Consider the following 22,249-nt stretch of genomic DNA (forward strand, 5'->3'; position numbering starts at 1 on the left):
CTACTTGCAGTGGGTACGCAATCAAAAAGCACACAGGTCAGAGAATAATCCGGCAGGTTTGCGGGCTAAGGCGTACCGGTAAGTCAGCTTCTGAGCGCCGGTAGCGGTTCGTCTTTCGGCACAAAATTGAGTGCAATGCCGTTGTTACACCAGCGTTCGCCGCGCGGCGGCGGGCCGTCTTTGAACACATGGCCTTGATGCCCACCGCAGCGTGCGCAGTGGTATTCGGTGCGCGGTTTGATCAGTTTGAAATCGAGTCTGGTGGCGATGTGTCCGGCAATCGGCTGGGTAAAACTGGGCCAGCCAGTCCAGCTTTCATATTTATGCGCACTGTCAAACAGCGGTAGATAACAAGCGGCGCAAATGAATGTGCCTGCGCGATCCTCGTACACCAGATTGCTCGATTCCGGGCGCTCGGTGGCCTCTTCAAACAAGATTTGATAGGCTCTCGGTGAAAGTAATGTGCGCCATTCTTCATGCGGTTTGTTAAGTGGCGTGATGGGGCTGGCCGCTTCACCAACCGCGGCCGTGCGCAAGCAGGCGGGAACCAGCGGAATCACGGCAGCTGCGGCCAGCGCTTGCAACACAGTGCGTCGTTTCATGAAATCTTCTCCAAGGCGGAAAAAGTGCGCGTGAATTGATTTTCTTGAATCTCTTCGGCGCGAGCTGATTCGATGCGTTCTGTAGTCATTTGCATGGAAATCTAAGATTTCTCTGTGGTATTAATATGAGAATCCTATCTTGGCAGCGGTAATTAATCGCAAGATTCATCAAATAACACCGCCGGATCATGTGCGGATTGCTGAATCACGATCACTTTATGGCGCGATTTATCCCCTTGTTTCAATATCACGCGAGAAAGCGGCACATCAAAACGTTCGGCAAGAAATTTCAGCAACGCGGTATTAGCTTTGCCTTCCACCGGCGGCGCCGCGAGTTTTATTTTTAGCGCGTCGCCATGCAAACCGGCTGCTGCGGTATTTTTTGCACCCGGTTGAATATGCAGTGTCAGCACGAGATTATCCGCATCATCGTACCGGTACCATCCCATGCCGATCGATTAGTTAAAAGAGCATTGCGATGATTTCCTTATTCACACCGGCCACGACCATCAATAACACTTGAATCAGGATCAGCACGAATAAGGGAGACAAGTCGACATTGGCGACCGGTGGTATGCGTTTGCGGAAAACAGCCAGGAACGGACGGGTAAAACTTTCCAACAGCGGCGCGAGCGGACTGTGCGGATTAACCCACGACAGAACGGCTTGCATGATGATCATGATCAACACGATATAGAGCGTCGTCTTAATGATCTCAACGATGCCCAGCAATCCCATCACGCCCAATGAAGTGACGATATTGATCTCGAAATCATACTCTTGCACCATGTACATGCTGGCTATGATGATGCATTCCAGCAGCCACGCCAGTACCAGTGTCGATAAATCAATCCCCGCCCAGCCGGGAATAAACCGGCGCGCCGGACGTACAATAAAATCGGTCACCGCGATCAGAAACTGCGAGACCGAGTTGTAGTAGGGGACGCGCAGTAATTGAAAATAAAAACGCAATAACAACGCCAAGGATAACAACCCCAGAATAGTATCAACAAGAAAAATCAGGATTTGATTGGACATAACAATTTTCCAGAAAAACTATAATCGATAATTAAGAAATCGCTAATAAGTTATCGCGAACATTATATTTTGCCGAACTCGTCACTTAATTCCCGTGAGCGTTTATTCGCAGCATGAATGGCAGTGACGATCTTACACTTAATATCATTTTTTTCCATAGTTTGTATCGCTTGCTCGGTGGTGCCGCCTTTGGAAGTTACCCGGGCGCGCAATACGGCTGCATCTTCATCGCTCGAAATGGCCAGTTTGCTGGCGCCAGCGAAAGTCTGCAAGCTGAGTTGTCTGGCTTGAGCCGCTGATAGACCCAGTTCTATGGCCGCTTGTTGCATTGCTTCAATAAAGTAGAAGACATAAGCGGGGCCGCTACCGGAGATCGCTGTTACGGCATGCAGCATCTCTTCGTCATCTACCCAAAGGGTCGAACCTACCGCCGCGAGGATCGACTCAGCGCTCGTTCTGTCCCGCGCATCGACACTGGGAGCTGCATATAAACCGGTGACACCGGAACGTACCAGCGAAGGCGTATTGGGCATGGCACGCACGACCCGCTGATACCCGCCCAACCAACGCATGATGTCGGTGGCGCGAATTCCGGCGGCAATCGATATCGTCAATTGATTTTTCAATAACGGTGCGAGTTTCTGCGTCAATTCAAACAATTGCTGCGGTTTTACCGACAGCAAGATCACATCGCTGGCAGCGATACCTTCAGCCAGATTGGCCACCGCTGTGATGCCGAATGCTTGCTGCAATTTTTCGCGGCTGTCGGCATTAATTTCCACCACGTTGAGTTGTTGGGCTGTATACCCTTGCTGCAACAATCCGCTGATTAAGGCGGAAGCCATATTACCGCCGCCGATGAACGAAATATTCATAGTCATTTTCTCGCTACGTTGATTGAACTGAGATCAGTGCTGGCAAGCCGGACAATAGAAACTGGCGCGTTGACCTTGTCTGATGTATTGAATCATACCCTCACATTTTTTACAGCGCTGGCCTTCACGCCCATAAACCCAATAGTGCTGCTGGAAGTAACCGGGAGTGCCGTCGCTGTTCACAAAATCGCGCAAACTGCTGCCACCCGCTTCGATGGCCTGCTGCAAAGTGTGTTTAACCGCCTGCACCAACCGCTCATACCGGGTTATGCCAATTCTGCCAGCGGCAATTTTGGGATTGATTCCGGCGAGAAACAAGGCTTCGTTCGCATAAATATTGCCGACACCAACCACCACGTGATGATTCATCAGCGTTTGCTTGATGCTGACACGACTGCCTCTGGTTTTCGCGAATAACCGCGCGGCATCGAAATCCGCTGTTAAAGGTTCCGGGCCGAGGTTCTGTAAAAGCGGATGGTGTAGAACATTCCCGGTTTGCCATAACACGGCACCAAAACGGCGCGGATCTCGCAACCTTAAGACCGTGCGATCGCGCAGAATCAAGTCAAGGTGATCATGCTTTCCCGGCGAAAGTTTTGTATTTTGCGTTGGTGGCAGGATGCGTAAGCTTCCCGACATTCCCAAATGCATGATCAACGTTCCCGTCCCGCAATCCAGCAACAGGTATTTGGCGCGCCGGGTTACGGTCTGAATCGTCAGGCCTGCTAATAATGACGGTAACTCATCCGGTACCGGCCAGCGTAGCCGGGGATTGCGGACAATGACTTGGGCAATCGTTTGTCCCACGATATGGGGTGCAATGCCACGCCGCGTTGTTTCGACTTCCGGTAATTCCGGCATCAGCTTTCAGTCTCAGCCTGCGCTAACGTGGCCGGATCGAGTAAATGCCGGCCGGTATCAAGCGGAAACTGGTGACCGATTTCCTCATCGGTTCGCACTAAAACAATCGAAACCGCATTGTGCAGTATTTTCAGATCGATTTGCCGCCCATTCTGCAAGCCGATTTTCAACATACCGGTTTCAACAAAATCGGATCCCAGCTGCGACACTAGTATCAGTTCCGCGGCGCTGGCCGTCTGCCACAATTGAATCCAATCTTTCAATGTAACTTCGGTGACGACATGGTCCGATCGTTGCAATGTCACATGCCAATCGGGATGGTGAAATTCTGCTGCAAAATGTGGCAATTCAAACTTGATCGGAGTCTCGCCAGACGCCAGCAACTTGGAATCGACCAAATCGTTCACGCTACCCGGCAATGCCAGCGCATAACGGGGCGCAATCAGATACACATGATCACCGGCCGCCATATATTGCTGGTTAGTGGTGGGTGCAAATCCACCAAAGCCAAACTGTGTATCGTCAATGGTTAACAGCACATTCGGGCGCTCCAGGCCAAACCGTCCTAAATCAGCCAACGGAAAGCGTTGCTGACTTTTAGCCTGGAGAATTTCCAGAATTCTCCGGACCTTTTCTTCGTTAGCCCGGGCGTGCAGGGGCGCTGTCAGATACCAATGATCGTTCAGCCGTTTGAGCGTGATTTCCTGTTGCGGCCTGACGATATGCACACTCTGCACGGTTTCGGCAGAATTGCTGGCGATTGAATATTCCGGGTTACCCTGGGATTGCGGTTTAAAGTAAAGAAACAACAGCAAGCTGCCAATCGTGGCAACCATAATGAGATTCAGCCGTGCATGATGCGTCATAGTCATATTTTTCTCCGGCGGCGCCACCAAATTACACCCCCGCATGTCAGGAACAGCAGGGGCAATACCACTAAAAAAACCACCGCGATCAGTGTCAGTTCAAATTCACTCAAGACCAGACTGCTATCCAGCGTTGCGCGCGGCTGAATCACAATCAGTTCTTCATCACCGGTCAACCAGTTAATTAGATTAATGCCGAAATCCAGATTACTGCCGTTGCCCAGATAAGTATTGGCAAGAAAATGCCCGCTGCCAACCACGGCAATGCGTTGCTCGCGGTCTTGGATAGTGCGCGTCAACGCCACGGCAATACTGACCGGTCCCGGTATATCAGCATCCTGATCAAACTGAATTTCTCCATTCGGATCGCCGGTTTCCACCCAACCTTGCGGCGCCGCTTCAACCAGTGCAACACCGCTCCAATCCTCGTTCTCATCCATCTCGATCTGACGCGCGAAGGGAAATACGGTGATGTAATTAAAATCGTTGGTAATGACATGCGGCCCGTAAATTGCGCCCAAAGCAAAGGTAATCGGCGCTTTGAGTTCCACCGCCTGAGGATCGGCGACGACACCGGGAGTCAGCGACAAGCGCAATTTTTCTGTCAGCGGCAATAATCCGCGCAACGATTCTTGATCAACCAGCCAGAGTAAATTGCCACCACGGTCGATATAATCCAGCAGTTTTTGCACTTCCCCTGGCAACAAGTCGGTTTGCGGTGACGCAATGAGCAGCATGCTCGCAGCGGCTGGAATATCCCGTTCCATGGCGAGATTGAGTGGCTGGCTGTTAAAACCGTTGGTGCGCAAGTGCTTGCCGAATTCTCCGAGATCGTAATTGGCGTTACCCTCTAGCTTGCGCTCACCATGACCACTTAGCGCCACAATCAGCTTATCTTCCGCGCGCACCAGCCGCATCAACGCATTGGAAAATGTTTGTTCGTTGATGGTAAGCAAGTGTTCAACCCGTTGATTGAATCGAATGATCATTTCACCATTAACGTGCACATTGGCTTCCTGCGCTAACAATGGTTGCTCCACCGGATCGATGAATAGTAATGACAGATCCGGCTTAATGCGCTGATACATTGCGATAAAATCAGTAATGATGCGGCGGATGTCGCCCAGTTGGGCATCTTGTTCAGTGGCATACGCGGTTACCTCGACCGGTCCATGCAATTTTTGCAGGATATCCACGCTGGCTTCACTCAGGCTATTACGCCCGTTCTGACTGATATCCCATTGCTGCCGGGTCTGCTGGGCTAAATATCCAAGTAAGAAAACCAATAGCAGCAGCAAAATGACAAACAGGCCATGGTGTAGCCGGTATTGCCGGTGCAATTTTTTATCCAGCTTAGCCATGCAGCCGCTCTCCATCCAGACGGCGAATCGTCAACACCAGAAAGGTAACGGTAAACAAAATGAAATAGGCGGTACTCAAGGTGTCGATCAGACCTTGATTAAAATGGCCGAAATGTTTCAGCAAAGAAAAATAGTGCAGCCAGCTTTGTGTTGCGCTTGCCGCCAGATCGATCAGCCATAATCCCAGTAACACGCCCAGAGTGCCTGCCGCGGCAATCGCCGGTTGTGCGGTCAGGCTTGAAATATACAGCCCAAGGGCAGAAAAACTGGCAACAGTCAGCAGCAATCCTATCGTGTTACTGAGCAACAATCCGAAGTCCATCATGCCGCCGGTGCGCAATGAAAGACATAAGGCGACAATCAGACCGATGATCGCGGAAAAAAATACCATTAAGCCAAGAAACTTACCCAGCACGATATCCGTCATTGAAACCGGTGCGGAAATCAAGAGTGTCAGCGTGCGGTTGCGGCGCTCTTCGGCTATGAGGCGCATTGATAGTAATGGCGTAATCATCAATAAAACGATCGCGGCCACCGCAAAGACCGGGGTCACGATAATCTCGGTAACTCCCGGAGGATTGGCAATTTGCAATAATTGCGATTGAATTTCCAGAAATGCATCCAGCCGCACCAGAAAAACCCACGCCAGCACGAGCTGAGCCAATGCCAGCAATAGCCAGGCCAGCGGAGAAATGAACAGCATATGCAGTTCTTTACGGATAATGGTGACAATCATCTTCAAATTCCGGCTCGTGCAGTTACTGTGTAAGTTGTGTGAATACCGCTTCCAGACTGGTATTCTGCTGGCGCAAATCGATCATCGGCTGGTCGAATACAATGCTGCCTTGGTGCATGATTTGTACCCGGTCACATACATTTTCAACTTCCGGCAAAATATGGGTCGATAAAATAACACTGCTGGTTGTTCCCAATTCGCGGATCAATTGGCGGATTTCACGCATCTGATTGGGATCAAGACCTACTGTCGGTTCATCCAGAATGATGACATCGGGGTTGTGAATGATCGCCTGTGCGATACCCACGCGTTGCTGATAACCCTTCGATAATGTGCCGATCAAATTGTTGCTGTGCTGTTCCAAGCCACAGCGTTGCTTCACATTTTCCAATGCCGCCTTGAGCGCTTCCTTCGGGACGCGATGCAGCCGGGCAGCCAACAGCAAATATTCATCCACCGTCATATCGAAATAAAGCGGGGGAATCTCCGGTAAGAAACCCACATGTGCTTTGGCTTCCTGCGGTTTATCCAGTAAATCGATGCCGCAAATTTCAACACCGCCGCTACTGGGTGCAAGATTACCCGTCAACATGCGCAGCGTTGTCGATTTACCCGCGCCATTGGGTCCAAGCAATCCCAATACCTCGCCACGCCGCAATTGCAGGTCGAATTGATGAACTGCAACAACTTCACCATAGTGGCGCGTTAGATTTTGCGCTGACAAAGTTAGAGTTGCTGTTTCATCGAGCATACGGCAATGTTTTTAGAATGGATTGAAAGGGTTCATGAAAATCTCCGCCGTATAGCATGCTGATGTGAAATTTCAACATCTTGGCGGCTGGACAGTATACGTGTGATAGATCAATAATTCACCGGCTTTAACGTGATGCCAATACCGGCACCGCATGTGCAAGGGTGATCTGTGATTCGTTATATCGTTAATTTTTTATCAGAAAATGGCTGGTTACTGATCGCTCAACCAAGCTAAGTCATTAATTTCATTTCAACTTGATTCGCGAGGGTAATTTGTTGTAATTTTACAACATGTTGATTTGATAAAACAAACAAACAAACTGATAAACGCGCAATCAAAAGCCCGAAGTAGTAGAATGCTAGAAAGTTTTCAAGTGCAGAATAGTTTTTTGCATACCAATATTAAAACCCGTAGTTTTCATTAAAAAGGACAACAGCATGAAGAAAATATCAGCTAAAAATACTCTCATGGGAATGATTCTTATACCAGTAATGTTTTCTGGTGCTGTTTTGGCACAAGAAACAGTTATTGATAAGGATAAAGCTGTAAAAAAACCGGAAGCTTACGGTGTTGACGATCGTGGTGTAGTGGCAAGAAATACAACCGGCCTATGCTGGCAAACCGGTTACTGGACACCGGCAATGGCGATTCCAGAATGTGATCCGGATCTGGCTAAAAAATCTGAAGGCGCGGTACCCGTAGCTGCAGCACCTGCAGTCGCAGCTGCTAAAACAGCACCGGAAAAAATTACATTTTCTGCTGATGCATTATTTGATTTCGATAGCGCGAAACTGAAACCGAATGGTATTCAGTCTTTGAATGAATTTGTAACCGGCATAAAAGACGTTAAGTACGATCTTATTATTGCTGTAGGTTATGCTGATCGCATCGGTTCCGATGAATACAACAAGAACCTCTCGATACGCCGTGCTGAATCGGTCAAAGCTCATCTGGTTTCAAGAGGTATAGAACCAAGCCGTGTTTTTGTTGATGGCAAAGGCGAAGCTAATCCTGTGACAGGTAATAGTTGCGTAGGCGACAAAAAAACCAAAGCGTTGATCGAATGCTTGGCACCTGATCGCCGCGTTGAAATCGAAGTAGCTGGTACCCGATAAGCGAAAACCGGTTCACTATTTTTACGCATGAAGCCCTGCCCTTAAGAGCAGGGCTTTTTTCTTTCTACATACTCGAAACGCATGAATGGTTTGCAGCAAATCGATACACTGATTGAAGCGAAATGGATTATTCCCATCGAGCCTGCTGAAGTCGTACTGAATCAACATGCCATCGCCATCGATAAAGGAATTATCCAGGATATTCTGCCGGCATCCGAAGCCAGTCTGCGTTATCAAGCCAAGCAAACAATCACCCTAAACGATCATGCGCTGATCCCGGGATTGATTAATCTGCACACACATGCCGCCATGACACTGATGCGTGGATTTGCAGATGATATACCTTTGATGGCGTGGCTCAATCAGCGCATCTGGCCGACAGAAAATCAGCACGTTAATGCTCAATTTGTTTTGGACGGCACACAGCTCGCGTGCGCCGAAATGATCAAAGGCGGCGTTACCTGTTTCAACGACATGTACTTTTTTCCGAAATCCTGCGCGGAAGCCGCTATCGGCTCCGGCATGCGTGCTGCCATCGGCATGGTCGTGATCGATTTTCCCACCGCCTATGCCAGTGATGCCGATGATTACTTGGCTAAAGGCTTGGATTTACGAGATCAATATCAGCATCCGCTGCTGTCCTTCTGTTTTGCGCCGCACGCACCCTATACCGTCAGCGACAAAACCTTCCGCAACATTCTGACTTACGCGGAACAGCTCGATACCCCAATACATACGCATTTGCACGAAACCCAGGATGAAATCCGCATCAGTCTCGAATCCACCGGCATGCGGCCGATTGAACGCTTGCAGCAATTGGGTCTGCTCAGTCCGAATTTGATTGCGGTGCATATGACGCATTTGACGGATCATGAAATAAAGTTGGTGCATCAATACGGTTGCAGCATCGCACATTGCCCTTCGTCCAACATGAAGCTCGCCAGCGGACTAGCGCCGGTTGCGCCTGTATTGAATCAAGGCATCAATGTCGGTCTCGGCACCGATGGCGCGGCCAGTAATAATCGCCTCGATATGTTCGAGGAAATGCGCCTGGCGGCGCTGCTGGCAAAAGCGACCAGCGGACGGGCCGATGCTTTGCCCGCGCATCAAGCATTGAAAATGGCAACCTTGAATGGCGCCAATGCTCTGGGGCTGGGAGAAATAACGGGCTCATTAACCCGTGGAAAAGCGGCTGATATTACCGCAGTCGACTTCACCGGCCTCAATCTCGCGCCTTGCTACGACCCGGCTTCCCATTTAGTCTATACGGCAAGCCGTGAACAAGTGAGTCATGTGTGGGTAAATGGTAGAATGCTGCTCCACGAAAAAGAACTGATGACGCTCAACCCGGTTGAGCTGCAATACCGCACCGCATACTGGCAAGAGCGTATCGCGGCCACATCAAAAAATTAGGCACAAAGGAATGCATATGGAAAATGACGGCATCAATGCTGACCCGCTGGAACTGGAAAAATTCAGTCAACTCGCGCACCGCTGGTGGGACCCCAACAGCGAATTCAAGCCGCTGCATGAAATCAATCCGCTACGCCTCAACTACATCAATGATCGGGTTGAAGGCTTAACCGGAAAAGCCGTGCTGGATGTCGGTTGCGGCGGCGGCATTCTGTCCGAGGGCATGGCATCGATGGGCGCGCATGTGACCGGTATCGATCTTAGCGACAAAGCGCTCAAAGTCGCCAAGCTACACCTGCTGGAAAGCGGGCATCACGTCGATTACCGCAAGATCACCGTGGAATCGCTGGCAAAAGAACAGCCGCAACACTTTGACGTGGTGACCTGCATGGAGATGCTCGAACACGTACCTGATCCCATGAGCGTTATCCGCTCCTGCACGCAATTGACCAAACCTGGCGGCTGGGTTTTCTTCTCAACCATCAACCGCAATCCGAAAGCCTATCTGTTTGCCATCATCGGCGCGGAATATGTCTTGAAGCTATTGCCACGCGGCACGCACGAATACTCAAAATTCATCAAACCCTCGGAACTCGCGCGTATGGCACGCAATGCCGGTTTGACGGATGAGCAACTGATCGGCATGACATACAACCCGATCACCAAAGTCTATGCACTGGAAGATGATACCGATGTGAACTACATCATGGCGTACCGCACTTAAACAGATTGCGTTGTTTCACTATCACCTCCAGCATTTGAACTCAATCCATGATTAAAGCCGTTCTCTTCGACTTCGATGGCACACTGGCCGATACTGCACCGGATCTCGGCCACGCCTTGAACCGGCAGCTCACCCTGCGCGGACTGCCCGAGCTGCCCATCGAAAAAATCCGCACTCAAGCCTCCGCTGGTTCGCGCGGGCTGCTGGGACTCGGTTTCAACATCAAACCGGGCGACGCAGGTTATGAATCGATGCGCGACGAGTTTCTCGATTTCTACACACAACGCTTATGTCACGATACCTGTCTTTTTCCCGGTGTTGATGCGTTGCTCGATCAACTGGAGCAACGCAACTTGCCCTGGGGCATCGTCACTAATAAACCAGCACGTTTTGCGCATCCGCTGATTGAAATACTGGGTCTGGCACAACGCGTCGCCTGCATCGTCTGCGGCGATGAACTGGCGAATACCAAGCCACACCCCGAACCGCTCTTGACCGCCAGCAATAAAATAAACATTTCCCCCGCGCATTGCATTTATCTCGGGGACGACATCCGCGATGTTCAAGCCAGCCTGGCAGCCGGCATGCAACCCATCGTCGCCCGCTATGGCTATCTGGGCAACGATCAGCCGCCCGAAACCTGGGGCGCCCGGCACCTGATCGACCACCCCGCGGAGCTGCTGAGCTATCTGTAAAGAAACCCTCGCTATTTCTGTTAGAATACCCGGCGCATAGGACTTGAACTTTTAGGTTTCAGCACCATCCTATGCACTACCAAAACGAATACCGGGGACGATCTGGTTTCGACGTGGGTTGCAAAGCAGCGCAGGGCATACCGAGGATCAGATTACCTCGTAAATCCATCTGAAAACAATAGTCGCAAACGACGAAAACTACGCTTTAGCCGCTTAATCGGCTAGCCTCTGCACCGGTGGGCCTCAACGCCGGGTCTGGCAACAGACAGCAGAGTCACTAACGAGGATCGCGTTTTATAGGGTCACTTTATAAAACGTTAAACGCAAGGTGACTCGCCTGTCATCAGCTTGCCGGTTGGCGGTTGCCAGGCTAAATTAAATAACATGGCTAAGTATGTAGAACTGTCTGTAGAGGGCTTGCGGACGCGGGTTCGATTCCCGCCGTCTCCACCAATAAGTGGTCTAATCCAGACCACTCAGGACCAACTAAGACCCATAAGAAACAGGGTCTTAGTTCCAGTCTCACAAATCCCCCATTAGTCTCGATTGGTCTCCAAAGGCCTCGGTTGTGGCACAAAAATGACACAAATTTGCCACAGGTCATTTATGCCGATGAGCGCACCGCAGCATATGGCACAGCAAATTGCCGCCGCATGCGGCAGCATATTTTCACTGAACTTTCCCCGATTGCCGGAGACCTGGCCGCCCGCTACGTCAAAACCGCCGAGCGTTCCAGTTTCGAGCAAGTCCCGGAAGAATCTGTACGCTAGCGTACACTGTATTGAGCAGGAATATGTTATAAAGCCCAAGGCATATAGTTTTTTCTATATTGTTGATACCAATTGGAGGGTTTACGTGAAAGATACGCACTGCAGCCCTAAAAAGAACCACCTCCTGACTGCGTTACCGGAAACAGAATACCAGCGCATTTTTCCTCATCTTGAACTTGTCGAGATGCCCTTGGGCGATGTGATTTACGAATCAGGAGAAAAACTCCTGTACGTTTATTTTCCCATGGATTGCATCATATCGCTGTTGTATGTGCTGGAAAATGGCGCCTCAGCGGAAATTGCCGTGGTTGGTTTTGAGGGGGTTGTCGGTATTGCGCTCTTCATGGGCGGGCAAACCATGCCGAACCGTGCCGTAGTGCAGAGCGCGGGATATTGCTACCGGATACGGCAGCAGCTATTTATGCAAGAATTTAACCGTCATGGCACACTGCTTTATAAGTTGCTGAACTACACACAAGCACTAATCACCCAAATGACCCAAACCGCAGTTTGCAACCGGCATCATTCAGTCGATCAACAGCTCTGCCGTTGGCTGCTGCTAAGCCTCGATCGTCTTTCTTCGAATGAATTGGCCATGACGCAGGAATTAATTGCCAATATGTTAGGCGTACGACGTGAAGGCGTCACTGAAGCGGCCGGAAAATTGCAACAGGCAGGTCTGATTCAATACAACCGCGGCCATATCATCGTGCTGGACCGGAAAGGATTGGAAGAACGAGTCTGTGAATGCTATCAGGTGGTTAAGAAGGAATCCGATCGTATACTTCATCCCTGATCTTTGTCTGACGACACTGATCATCTATTTTTTCACTCAATCAATCGATCACAAGCGTACGCCAGCGGAAAGAGCTGGTCACTTGGGTTTGATTCAACACTGAGAATTCCCAGAAATACCGGGGCATTCAACGATTAATCATCGGGCTTGTGTTTCTCGCTGCAAAACATTGGCTTTGTAGATTAATCGGCTGTGCTTCGTGGTGTGTCAGGCTAAATGCAGGTACGTACACTACCGCACAGACAGTCAAAATTTTCTTATGTAACTTGCCCCTTTTAACGTGTCGGGCCAAATACCTTTTGCTTTATTCCTCAGAGATATGGATACTGATATCTCACTGATCAACCGGTTTATTTTTATACTTTGAGAATGCTGATGTCACTTGCTCCAGTCGTTACCGGCACTAATCATCTGTTAGCTGCCTTACCTAGCGATGATTCAGAACAGTTACTTGCGCGTTGTGTAGAAACTGAACTTGCTTTTGCAGACACTCTGTATTGCTCTGGCGAACCCATATCGCATGTTTATTTCCCAACCACGAGCATTGTTTCCCTGGTCACGCCGATTGATAGCAATCACAATCTGGAAGTAGGATTGGTCGGTTATGAAGGCATGTTCGGTCTTCCTCTCATCTTGTCAATTAATGTCGCCTCATATAATGCAGTGGTTCAGGGAGCGGGTCAGGCATTGCGCTTATCGGCCCCCTTATTTCTACATGAACTTGAGACAAATGCTGCGTTTAAGCGGGAATTAAAACGCTACCTGTATGTTGTAATGAGCCAGATTGCTCAAACGGCCGGATGTAACCGTTTCCATGTGGTGGAAGCTCGGCTTGCGCGCTGGCTATTGATGACACAGGATCGGGCGCAATCGGATCAATTTCATGTCACACACGTATTCCTGGCTTATATGTTGGGTGTGCGGCGTGTCGGCATCACTAATGCAGCGAATTCTCTACAAAATAAAGCATTGATCAGTTACAAACGAGGGAATATTAAGATTCTCGACCGTGCTGGACTGGAAGCGGCTTCCTGCGAGTGCTATCGCACGGAAAAAGCACTGTACGAAAGAATTTTAGGCTAGGAATAGATCCCGCGCACGATAATATGTGCGGGAACGTACAGATTTATATCGGGAATAAGAGAAAAATAATCCAACGATGGACTGGTAAGAAATATGCAATCGATATTCCATTGTTCTACCGATTGCAGCTTTTTAGCGCATTTATGCCTTGATAATACAGGAGGATTGATGAAACAGATCATATTCTGCCGTGCACAGTTCTTGAGGACTTTGCCAATCGCATTATTTTTTTGCTCCGCTATGATTTCGGGTTGTAATTTAGAGTATGGGAATGAAAAAAACAAACTGACCCAGCAAGAGAAAAGGGCAGGTGCCAATCGCTCAGTGCGCACTGAGATTGGCGAGGCATCCTGGTATGGACCTGGATTTCAAGGTAAGGAAACCGCTAATGGCGATATTTTCGATCAAACCAAGATGACGGCAGCCCATCCGAGTTTGCCGATGGGTACCAAAGCCCAAGTGACCAACCTCGATAATGATAAAACAGTGGAAGTCAGAATTAACGACCGCGGCCCCTACGGCAATGATCGTGTCATTGATGTTTCTAAGGCAGCTGCTAAGAAACTGGATATGCATAAGGATGGTACTGCTCACGTCAGGATTGAGACCAAGCGCACGGGCGAAGCAACACCATAAGCCATGCACCGATACTGCAGTGAGTTGATCAATCAAGCGGATATTGCCATTTACTGCGCCAAGACAAACGTTAAACACCTACTGATTTGCAAACGATTTGTAACGATTAGAAGCCCTTCGGTTCATGGCGTTCGATATCGTTTAGTTCATGACGGACACGTGAGGATGTTTCGTAAACGGCCTTGCGGACGCGATTGATACCTCCCAGTGGTTGATGATCAAGGATAGCGTGCCACGGCGTGAAGGAAAGATCCTCGCAGAATTTCAGCTGCTCGGGTGCTGTGAATGTTTGCGCTGGAATAGTTATTTTCGCTACAGGAACAAAAGGGGAATCTTTTTCACTCCATGCAATGGTGGGATCTTCGACCGGCATCGCGACAGGATGTGTACCGAGCTGAACCATAAAATAGAAACACGCATCATTGCTAGCAAGATGCTTTTGCATATTTTCACGCAGGAAATCGGGCGCTGTGGTTTCGGCAGATAAAGACCGGCTGGGTTTACCGCAAGGACGAACGGAAAACTTCATGGCGGTATTATCGCCAAAACGATAAGGCGTTGCGCTCCAATATTGAATATCCAGCGGGTTGTCAACCTTCTTGCTCTGGATCGCGATAGCAGTCGCAAGTTCATGCAGACGGAAATTCAGCGGATTGAAACCCGGGAAAAAGAATTTATTAAGCGTATCCTGCGAAACAGCTTTTTGAAATTCAACATATTCTGCCGCATTTCTGACAAAAAATACCGGATGATTGACCATCAAAAAATCTTGTGTGCCGGATTGGCTGGGCTCAACACCCATAAGCTTGATGGCCATTCCACGGCCATCGCCAATGGAGTCATTTTGCACTTTTCCGGAGCCATTGGAGTAACGGATCCAGGCAGGGTAATTGCGCGCTTCCGCGAAGATCCCGATTTGCATTGAGGCAGGTAGCGGGAGCACACGAAATTCCGCTTTCACACAACCATGCGCCTTGAAGTGCACATCGCGATGAGCCGAACCCTGCTTGGTTCCGGCTCGAATGTTTTCCTCCACCATTCGCGTAATCTCCTGAATAGCTGACGCTTCATCCGCAGGTACGCGCTCATTACTAAAAGCGCTCGTTGGCAAGGAAGTGATCAGCGCCAACAACGAAATTCCTTTACTCAACATTTCAATGCCCCTCCGGGATGCGCACAGAAGCCATTCTTGCGCGTGAGAAAATTTTCTGTTTATTTGAGTTGCAGACTGTTTTTGACCGATTTAACGCCACCGACACTGCGTGCTACTTCGATTGCTTTATTAATACTGGCGGTGGATCTGACGAAACCGCTCAGTTGAACGATGCCTTTGAAAGTTTCGACGTTGATCTCAGCGGAGCTTAATGTGGGTTCATTCAGTATGGCTGCTTTTACCTTAGTGGTAATCACGCTGTCATCGAGGTATTCACCCGTTCCCTCTTGAGTTTTGGTTGATGCGCATCCTGTAACTGTCAGCAAGGTTAAAGCCAAAAATGAGGCAAACAATAATTTGATAAAGTGTTTCATGATTCAATCTCCTATTACTTGTTAAGGTTTTATAACCGATGTCTCAATCACATAATGCGATGGAGAAGAACTGCGGCACTGGCTAGCAAGTTAACCGCAAAACCCATCACGGTCTGTACGTTAACGTACATAGTTATGCAGTGAATCGATTCTGTGCATGAGGGGCTGGTTAAGAAGGTACCGGGCAAGAAAAAGCAATCGCAGAGAATTATTAAAAGCATTACGTACGATACCGCACAGACCATCTTCAATCTTCCGCTTAATCTTTGAATCAGAAAGTAGGCTTCATAGTGCATAGCGTTCCATCCGAATGAAGGGATGCTCATCTCTATGATACTTTTCTGAATATGAATGTCACGTGTTGCTGATTTAAAGAAAAATTTAAGGAAGAACGATGAAAATGAAAATTGAAAACGAACAAAATACAGTAGCAAAAGCAAAAAAAGCCCTTGGTCTTACGATCGCTGGTTTAGCCATTGTTACTGGCTTGGCAAGTTGCCAAAAGGAAGGACCTGCTGAGACAGCAGGGAAAAAACTGGATCGTTCGATTGAAAATGCTGAAAAGAAAATTGAGAAAACAACAGAGCAAGCAGAAAAGAAACTCGATGATGCAAAAAAGTCGATCAGCGATAAATCTGAAACGACCGATCAATACATCGACGATTCAGTGATTACGATGCATGTAAAAAAAGCCATTCTTAGTGATTCTTTGCTCAAGGCATTTCAAATTAAAGTGACGACCGAGAATGGCGTCGTTTACCTGAGCGGTACACTTGATTCCCAGCAAAGTATCGACAAGGCGATCGAAGTGGCAACAAACCAGGAACATGTGAGATCGGTACAGAGTGATCTGCTTCTGGATGCGAATGCATCGAGTAAAGAATAATGGTTTATCTGCGATCTGCCGCAGCATTGGCAATCATGCTGTTAGCAGCGCAGGCAGTGCATGCTGCAATACCGGATGATGCTTACATTGCCGGTTATGCCGCCGGCGTGTTAAAGCATACATTGATGCTGGATATTCCATCATTGACCGTGCAGGATGGCACCATAACTTTGCCTGTGGATAGTTTAGGCAATGTTGATCGAGCAAACGTGGTGCGGTTGTTGTCGGAGATTCCTGGCGTTAATGCGGTCAGGATTGCGGAAGTGACGCACCAGCCACCGATAGCTAATGCGTCTTCGCAGCCGGTCAAGCAATTTTCCGAGAAACCGGTGGCCGTAGCCGCCAATCCTGCACTGTTACCCACCGGACTCTTACCGGCTGGCCATCTATTCAAGCCGTTATTAGCGGATCCCCGCTGGGCGCATTTCTCGGCTGCTTACCGCAATTTCCAGAACGATAATTTTGATGGCAGAAATATCGCTTCCGTGAGCTTCGGTGAAACGATACCGATTTACCGCAGGAATGTGGGGCAATCTGTTGCGCAGTGGGAAGTCGGACTGCAAGGTGGCGTCTTCAGTGACTTCAATCTGAATGCACCATCTTCGGATTTGGTGAATTCCGATTTTATTGCATCGGTATATTCCAGTATCCGCGCAAAACAATTCTCAGCTTTTGGCCGCATTTATCATCAAAGCTCGCATCTGGGAGACGAATTTCTACTGCGCAAAGCGGGCTCTGCATTTGAGCGCGTGAATCTCAGCTATGAAGGTGTGGATCTAAGGTTGTCTTATGAATTTCCTTACGGCGTGCGTTTGTATGGCGGCGGGGGCGGGCTGTTTCATAAAGAGCCTGCAGCACTCAAAGTATGGATGGCGCAATATGGCGTTGAGTTTCGAAGTCCATGGCGCATCGCATCCGCGCCCGTGCGGCCAATCCTGGCGGCTGACTTCAAGAACTTTCAAGAAAATAACTGGGGTACGGATATATCAGCCAGAGCAGGGGTTGAGTTTGAAAATTTACAAGTGCTTGGCAGGAAACTTCAGTTACTTGTCGAGTACTTTGACGGACACTCTTCGAGCGGGCAGTTCTTTAAAAACAAAGTGGAATATATCGGAGTCGGAGCCCATTATCACTTCTAGCGCAGAATGGCGCAGTGAGTCTGGGTTTTCCTGAGCGTTGTGCTGCAATTTGCCGGGGCGGTAGCGCATCATCCTCATGATTTACCGTAAAAATAACATCAAATAGTGACCTACTAAGGAGAAGTAAAAATGCTTGAAACGATCGCGCTCATCTTGGTCATCTTGTGGTTACTGGGTTTGGTTTCTTCGTACACACTGGGGGGGCTTATTCACATTCTTTTAGTAATTGCGCTGATAGTCATCCTGCTTCGCGTCATTCAAGGCCGTTAGCCGTTGCCGGATAAACTTCAAACGCTGGAATCAGGTTTCTTTCTCATTGTGTGCGGCACCGTACAGATGGTATCTAACATTGTCATTAAACTGTAAAAGTCTTAGAAAGTTAAGAACGTGCAACAGAAAATGCCAAGTCAGTATAAAACTTAGCAAAACTTAAAATGGAGCAATACAAATGAAACCATGCTATTCCCTCATCATTGCTGCACTCATAATGTTATCTGCTTGTGATCAAAATAAAGCAGATTCCTCAGCAATCAAGGATAACGTCGATGATATTCTGGATCAGCGTCCTGGCGAGAAAGTGCGAGATGCTGTCGAAGATGTCAGTGATAAAGTCAAAGGCGCAGGCAAAGAAATAAAAGAAACAATCAAAGATGCTACTAATTAGCTTTTGTTTTATAGGGCTATTTTAGGCCGAACTCGGCATAAACCCGAGAACAACACCGGATTTACTCACATTGGAGAAATATTATGAGCACGAAAGAAGCATACAAACAAAAGATAGAAGCCGAAGTGGAACTGGCACAGGCTAAATTGGCAGAATTGAAAGCTGAGACGAAGAATTCCGCAGCCGATGTTCGTATCAAATATGAAAATCAAATTGAAGATCTGGAACAGAAGATTGGCGCCACGAAGACTAAGCTAAAAGAGCTGAGCGAAGCGAGCGAGGAAGCCTGGGAGCATATGAAGAGCGGTGTGGAGAATGCTTGGAACACACTCAGTGCCGCTGTCAAAGGTAATAAGTAAGTTTTATGGATATAGGAATTCCCTATATCTCGATAGCTTTTGTTTTATAGGGCTATTTTAGGCCGAACTCGGCATAAACCCGAGGACAACACCGGATCTACTCACATTGGAGAAATATTATGAGCACGAAAGAAGCATACAAACAAAAGATAGAAGCCGAAGTGGAGCTGGCACAGGCTAAATTGGCAGAATTGAAAGCTGAGACGAAGAATTCCGCAGCCGATGTTCGTATCGAATATGAAAATCAAATTGAAGAACTGGAACAGAAGATTGGCGCCACGAAGACTAAGCTGAAAGAGCTGAGCGAAGCGAGCGAGGAAGCCTGGGAACATATGAAGAGCGGTGTGGAGAATGCTTGGAACACACTTAGTGCCGCTGTCAAAGGTAACAAATAAGTTTTATGGATATAGGAATTCCCTATATCTCGATATTCGACGACAAGGTGCTGCAATGAAAATGATGCGAACAATTACAGTCAATACGGTGACTTTAGCAGTGATAGCCGGTTTAATGGGCTGCGCGGGAATGTCAGCACAGGATAGAAACACCGCGATCGGTGCGGGCGTCGGGGCTGTCGGAGGCGCCGCCCTTACCGGAGGCAGTGCGCTCGGAACGGTCGGCGGTGCGGCGGTCGGGGGTGTTGTAGGTCATGAGATCGGCGATAAGAAGAACAGAAAGTAGTAGCCATGTAAAGGTGCGAGCGTAAAGAAAGAACAGTGTGTCGATAAAAAAATGAAAATCGTCCTTGAATCGTTTTATGAACGAATTCGAGGGATTAATAAAATGTTTCCGGTTAAAACGATTTAATTTTCGGAACGTATCGCATCGAAACCATGCTCCTTGAGCGGGGTTTTGTATTCGCAATGGCGCCCATTGATCACTGATTGATTCGCTTTGTCACCTCCCTTTCCTCGCCTTTGTACTTATGTGCGCTAGCGAACTGCCCTCTGTTTAGAAAGAGCAACTAATGGTTTCCGATGATCTTAGAGCCGGTTGATTTTCAAGCTAGGTTCATCTGGATTCGGTTATCAATCAATAGTCAATTGTTACAAGGGTGATAAATATTCATTGCAACAATTGTGTTCGAAATTTAATTCAATGGATAAAGGATGATGAAGAACTCTTATTACATAAAATCGCATCAAATGATGCTCACAGCCGGTGTGGCAGTAATCTCCGCCATCTTTATGGCAGGTTGCGCAAGCATTCCGGCACCGACTGAACAAATGGCGGTTTCAAAAGCCGCGGTGAATAATGCCCTGAGTGCTGGCAGCAATGAATTTGCACCGGTACAGCTCAAGTCTGCGATGGAAAAAATGGATGCGGCCGAGCGCGCGATGACGGACAGGAACTATGAGCTGGCACGTCAACTGGCAGAGCAGGCTCAGATTGACGCCAAGCTGGCTGGAACGATGGCGCGTTCATCCAAGGCTCAGAAAGCAGCCGATGCTTTGCAGGAAGGTAGCCGCGTGCTGCGCAAAGAAATAGATCGTCAAACCCAATAATCCTGAAAGGAATTTATCATGAAAAGAAACTGGTATTTCTCTATGATTCTGATAGCTGCCGCTGCTGTTTCCGGTTGCAGCTCGGTACCGCAGAATGCATCGCTGACTGAAGCGCATCGCAATTACAACAATGCACAAACCAATCCCCAAATCACCAATATGGCAGCACTTGAATTGAAAGAAGCCAGCAGCTTTCTGGAAAAAGCGGATGCTGCTTTAAACAATAGGGAAAACGATATCGCAGTCAATCATCTGGTCTATATGGCCAATCAACAAGTCGCAATCGCACAGGAAACCGCCAGGGGAAAAGTGGCTGAATTAGCCGTCACTAGCGCCGGAGGAAAGCGTGACAAAATCCTCCTGGATGCGAGAACAGCCGAGGCGGACGAATCCAAACGGCAGGTGGCATTCGATCAGGCGCTTATTGCCGAACAGGAAATGCAGCTCAAAGAACTCAATGCCATAAAAACGGAACGCGGTCTGGTCATCACATTAGGTGATGTATTGTTTCGTACCAATCAGTCTCAACTGGAACCGGGCGGAATGCGCACCGTGCAGAAGCTGGCCAATTTTCTCAGGCAATATTCCCAGCGCAAAGTGCTGATCGAAGGCCATACCGACAGCATTGGCAGCGACAGCTACAATCAGGAGCTCTCCGAACGGCGCGCTAATGCTGTGCGGGTGGCTTTGATCGATAGCGGGATCAGCGGCGATCGTATCGTTTCTCGTGGTTATGGTAAGGCTTATCCGGTTGCCAGCAACGATTCCGCAGATAGCCGTCAATTGAACCGGCGCGTGGAAATCGTTCTTTCCGATGACAATGGCAACATCACCTCGCGCTGAAAGCAATATCCACAGGAATGTAAAAGGATATTGCATAGGCTTCATTGCCGGTTCTAAGCAAATTAGCTGTAGCAATTATGAAGGCTCTAGACTGGCAGAGAGATTAATAATGTTAATTGTAAGAATTTCTAGCGTTGTTTACAGTATTCAGGAGAATACTGTAGATGAACATACACAAACGCACTCGCTTAACATTATTGGATCGTCAGGAAATCTGGCGGCTATATCAAACCCGGTTGTGGAAGGTAGTTCAGTTGGCAGAGCACTTCCACGTCAGCCGCCCAACAATTTATGACGTATTGAAACGAGCCAGGCTACAGTAATTTGTCCCGCATAATAGTACCAACCAACGGTTCAAGACGTTACAGTACGACCTTAAACGTCTGGACAAGGTCGAGCAAACCATCCAGGAACGTCTCAAACGTGAAGCGAAACGCTATAACAAATCTTACCCAGGTGAGCTTGTTCACTTCGATACCAAGCGACTTCCCTTCTTGAAAGGGCAATCCGCCAATGAACCTCGCGAGTACCTGTTTGTGGCCATCGATGATTTTTCCAGGGAATTGTATGCCGATATTCTTCCCGATAAACCCCAGCCAGCTTACGGCACAGAAAATTGCCGCCGCATCCGGCAGCATATTTTCACCGAGCTTTCCCCGATTGCCGGAGATTTGCCAGCTTACTATGTCAAAACGGCTGAGCGTTCCAGTTCCGAACAAACAAACCATGTATTAATCGATATTCATAACCAGCTACGCATTGAAGATCTGAATCTATGCGCTGATCATGAAGAACTACTCAATGCAGCCAAACGATTCGCTGAAAATGCCATCTGGTGCGACATCGAACAGAAAAACCACTGGAAGCCTATACAGGGTATTTTCCGAGCCGGAGTTAGTGAACAAATACCACCGGGAAGGTCCGGTGGTATTTGTTCTTAAGCATTTCACATAGCAACCCAAAGTCTTATCCGACGGGTCGATACCTTAGGAACGGAAATC

The 22,249-nt window shown here is 48.5% G+C and carries 30 protein-coding genes and 1 other RNA gene; 20 read left to right on the top strand and 11 right to left on the bottom strand.

Features of this window, described 5'->3' with window-relative positions:
- Positions 1 to 83: 83 nt before the first annotated feature.
- From msrB to DU481_RS05900, 9 genes are all read right to left on the bottom strand, one after another.
- On the bottom strand, positions 84 to 602 hold the full coding sequence (gene msrB, locus DU481_RS05860; protein WP_107803470.1) for a peptide-methionine (R)-S-oxide reductase MsrB: 519 nt from the start codon (positions 600 to 602) through the stop codon (positions 84 to 86).
- Positions 603 to 754: 152 nt separating this feature from the next.
- The gene (locus tag DU481_RS05865) at positions 755 to 1,051 is read right to left on the bottom strand and encodes a DUF167 domain-containing protein (protein ID WP_350133300.1); all 297 of its coding nucleotides are present in this window, start codon (positions 1,049 to 1,051) and stop codon (positions 755 to 757) included.
- A 13-nt stretch (positions 1,052 to 1,064) separates the two neighbouring features.
- Positions 1,065 to 1,640, bottom strand: coding sequence for a YggT family protein (locus DU481_RS05870; protein WP_350133301.1), 576 nt, complete (start codon positions 1,638 to 1,640; stop codon positions 1,065 to 1,067).
- A 62-nt stretch (positions 1,641 to 1,702) separates the two neighbouring features.
- On the bottom strand, positions 1,703 to 2,515 hold the full coding sequence (proC, locus tag DU481_RS05875) for a pyrroline-5-carboxylate reductase (RefSeq protein WP_350133364.1): 813 nt from the start codon (positions 2,513 to 2,515) through the stop codon (positions 1,703 to 1,705).
- A gap of 33 nt (positions 2,516 to 2,548) precedes the next feature.
- A complete protein-coding gene (gene mutM / locus DU481_RS05880; protein ID WP_350133302.1) occupies positions 2,549 to 3,376 on the bottom strand; it encodes a bifunctional DNA-formamidopyrimidine glycosylase/DNA-(apurinic or apyrimidinic site) lyase in 828 nt (275 codons plus the stop codon).
- Positions 3,376 to 4,248 (bottom strand): DUF4340 domain-containing protein, encoded by an 873-nt coding sequence (locus DU481_RS05885; protein ID WP_350133303.1) that lies wholly within the window; start codon positions 4,246 to 4,248, stop codon positions 3,376 to 3,378. The genes mutM and DU481_RS05885 overlap by 1 nt, the downstream gene beginning before the upstream one ends.
- Complete coding sequence (locus DU481_RS05890) at positions 4,245 to 5,603, bottom strand: GldG family protein (protein ID WP_350133304.1); 1,359 nt, start codon at positions 5,601 to 5,603, stop codon at positions 4,245 to 4,247. Before DU481_RS05890 ends, DU481_RS05885 begins: the two co-directional genes overlap by 4 nt.
- Positions 5,596 to 6,339, bottom strand: a complete 744-nt coding sequence (locus DU481_RS05895; protein ID WP_350133305.1) for an ABC transporter permease — start codon at positions 6,337 to 6,339, stop codon at positions 5,596 to 5,598. Before DU481_RS05895 ends, DU481_RS05890 begins: the two co-directional genes overlap by 8 nt.
- Positions 6,340 to 6,361: 22 nt before the next feature.
- Positions 6,362 to 7,063, bottom strand: coding sequence for an ABC transporter ATP-binding protein (locus DU481_RS05900; protein WP_350133306.1), 702 nt, complete (start codon positions 7,061 to 7,063; stop codon positions 6,362 to 6,364).
- Between the two features lie 467 nt (positions 7,064 to 7,530).
- Here DU481_RS05900 and DU481_RS05905 point away from each other — a divergent pair, with 467 nt between their 5' ends.
- From DU481_RS05905 to DU481_RS05945, 9 genes are all read left to right on the top strand, one after another.
- Positions 7,531 to 8,208, top strand: coding sequence for an OmpA family protein (locus tag DU481_RS05905; protein WP_350133307.1), 678 nt, complete (start codon positions 7,531 to 7,533; stop codon positions 8,206 to 8,208).
- Between the two features lie 81 nt (positions 8,209 to 8,289).
- Complete coding sequence (locus DU481_RS05910; RefSeq protein WP_350133308.1) at positions 8,290 to 9,621, top strand: TRZ/ATZ family hydrolase; 1,332 nt, start codon at positions 8,290 to 8,292, stop codon at positions 9,619 to 9,621.
- Between the two features lie 16 nt (positions 9,622 to 9,637).
- A complete protein-coding gene (ubiG, locus tag DU481_RS05915; protein WP_350133309.1) occupies positions 9,638 to 10,345 on the top strand; it encodes a bifunctional 2-polyprenyl-6-hydroxyphenol methylase/3-demethylubiquinol 3-O-methyltransferase UbiG in 708 nt (235 codons plus the stop codon).
- Positions 10,346 to 10,392: 47 nt separating this feature from the next.
- Positions 10,393 to 11,040, top strand: a complete 648-nt coding sequence (gene gph / locus DU481_RS05920; protein WP_121163683.1) for a phosphoglycolate phosphatase — start codon at positions 10,393 to 10,395, stop codon at positions 11,038 to 11,040.
- 93 nt (positions 11,041 to 11,133) lie between these two features.
- Positions 11,134 to 11,493, top strand: a transfer-messenger RNA (tmRNA) gene (gene ssrA / locus DU481_RS05925).
- 137 nt (positions 11,494 to 11,630) lie between these two features.
- The gene (locus tag DU481_RS05930) at positions 11,631 to 11,810 is read left to right on the top strand and encodes a hypothetical protein (protein ID WP_350133310.1); all 180 of its coding nucleotides are present in this window, start codon (positions 11,631 to 11,633) and stop codon (positions 11,808 to 11,810) included.
- A gap of 85 nt (positions 11,811 to 11,895) precedes the next feature.
- Positions 11,896 to 12,606 (top strand): Crp/Fnr family transcriptional regulator, encoded by a 711-nt coding sequence (locus DU481_RS05935; protein WP_350133311.1) that lies wholly within the window; start codon positions 11,896 to 11,898, stop codon positions 12,604 to 12,606.
- Positions 12,607 to 12,981: 375 nt separating this feature from the next.
- Complete coding sequence (locus tag DU481_RS05940; protein ID WP_350133312.1) at positions 12,982 to 13,689, top strand: Crp/Fnr family transcriptional regulator; 708 nt, start codon at positions 12,982 to 12,984, stop codon at positions 13,687 to 13,689.
- Between the two features lie 324 nt (positions 13,690 to 14,013).
- Positions 14,014 to 14,325, top strand: coding sequence for a septal ring lytic transglycosylase RlpA family protein (locus DU481_RS05945; RefSeq protein ID WP_350133313.1), 312 nt, complete (start codon positions 14,014 to 14,016; stop codon positions 14,323 to 14,325).
- A gap of 106 nt (positions 14,326 to 14,431) precedes the next feature.
- Here DU481_RS05945 and DU481_RS05950 read toward each other — a convergent pair whose 3' ends face one another.
- Positions 14,432 to 15,478: a catalase family protein gene (locus DU481_RS05950; protein ID WP_350133314.1), complete on the bottom strand. Its 1,047-nt coding sequence runs from the start codon at positions 15,476 to 15,478 to the stop codon at positions 14,432 to 14,434.
- A 59-nt stretch (positions 15,479 to 15,537) separates the two neighbouring features.
- Entirely contained in the window at positions 15,538 to 15,852 is a 315-nt protein-coding gene (locus DU481_RS05955) for a BON domain-containing protein (RefSeq protein ID WP_350133315.1), read from the bottom strand.
- Positions 15,853 to 16,246: 394 nt separating this feature from the next.
- Between DU481_RS05955 and DU481_RS05960 the strand changes: the two genes are divergently transcribed.
- The 11 genes from DU481_RS05960 to DU481_RS06010 all read left to right on the top strand — a co-directional run bounded on the left by DU481_RS05960 (position 16,247) and on the right by DU481_RS06010 (position 22,189).
- The gene (locus tag DU481_RS05960; protein ID WP_350133316.1) at positions 16,247 to 16,738 is read left to right on the top strand and encodes a BON domain-containing protein; all 492 of its coding nucleotides are present in this window, start codon (positions 16,247 to 16,249) and stop codon (positions 16,736 to 16,738) included.
- Positions 16,738 to 17,877, top strand: a complete 1,140-nt coding sequence (locus DU481_RS05965; RefSeq protein ID WP_350133317.1) for a DUF1207 domain-containing protein — start codon at positions 16,738 to 16,740, stop codon at positions 17,875 to 17,877. The genes DU481_RS05960 and DU481_RS05965 overlap by 1 nt, the downstream gene beginning before the upstream one ends.
- A 129-nt stretch (positions 17,878 to 18,006) precedes the next feature.
- Complete coding sequence (locus DU481_RS05970) at positions 18,007 to 18,147, top strand: lmo0937 family membrane protein (protein ID WP_350133318.1); 141 nt, start codon at positions 18,007 to 18,009, stop codon at positions 18,145 to 18,147.
- A gap of 178 nt (positions 18,148 to 18,325) precedes the next feature.
- Positions 18,326 to 18,541 carry a hypothetical protein gene (locus DU481_RS05975; protein ID WP_350133319.1) on the top strand — a complete coding sequence of 72 codons (216 nt, stop codon included), beginning with the start codon at positions 18,326 to 18,328 and terminating at the stop codon, positions 18,539 to 18,541.
- 83 nt (positions 18,542 to 18,624) lie between these two features.
- Positions 18,625 to 18,900, top strand: coding sequence for a sll1863 family stress response protein (locus tag DU481_RS05980; RefSeq protein ID WP_350133320.1), 276 nt, complete (start codon positions 18,625 to 18,627; stop codon positions 18,898 to 18,900).
- Positions 18,901 to 19,019: 119 nt separating this feature from the next.
- Positions 19,020 to 19,295: a sll1863 family stress response protein gene (locus DU481_RS05985; protein ID WP_350133321.1), complete on the top strand. Its 276-nt coding sequence runs from the start codon at positions 19,020 to 19,022 to the stop codon at positions 19,293 to 19,295.
- 61 nt (positions 19,296 to 19,356) lie between these two features.
- A complete protein-coding gene (locus DU481_RS05990) occupies positions 19,357 to 19,581 on the top strand; it encodes a YMGG-like glycine zipper-containing protein (protein WP_350133322.1) in 225 nt (74 codons plus the stop codon).
- A gap of 428 nt (positions 19,582 to 20,009) precedes the next feature.
- Positions 20,010 to 20,405, top strand: a complete 396-nt coding sequence (locus DU481_RS05995) for a DUF4398 domain-containing protein (RefSeq protein ID WP_350133323.1) — start codon at positions 20,010 to 20,012, stop codon at positions 20,403 to 20,405.
- A gap of 18 nt (positions 20,406 to 20,423) precedes the next feature.
- A complete protein-coding gene (locus tag DU481_RS06000) occupies positions 20,424 to 21,248 on the top strand; it encodes an OmpA family protein (RefSeq protein WP_350133324.1) in 825 nt (274 codons plus the stop codon).
- A gap of 164 nt (positions 21,249 to 21,412) precedes the next feature.
- A complete protein-coding gene (locus DU481_RS06005; protein WP_350133325.1) occupies positions 21,413 to 21,571 on the top strand; it encodes a helix-turn-helix domain-containing protein in 159 nt (52 codons plus the stop codon).
- Between the two features lie 171 nt (positions 21,572 to 21,742).
- On the top strand, positions 21,743 to 22,189 hold the full coding sequence (locus DU481_RS06010) for a hypothetical protein (RefSeq protein ID WP_350133326.1): 447 nt from the start codon (positions 21,743 to 21,745) through the stop codon (positions 22,187 to 22,189).
- Positions 22,190 to 22,249 lie beyond the last annotated feature (60 nt).

Origin of the sequence: Nitrosomonas sp. (genome assembly GCF_040240425.1) — a bacterium.
Lineage (GTDB): Bacteria > Pseudomonadota > Gammaproteobacteria > Burkholderiales > Nitrosomonadaceae > Nitrosomonas.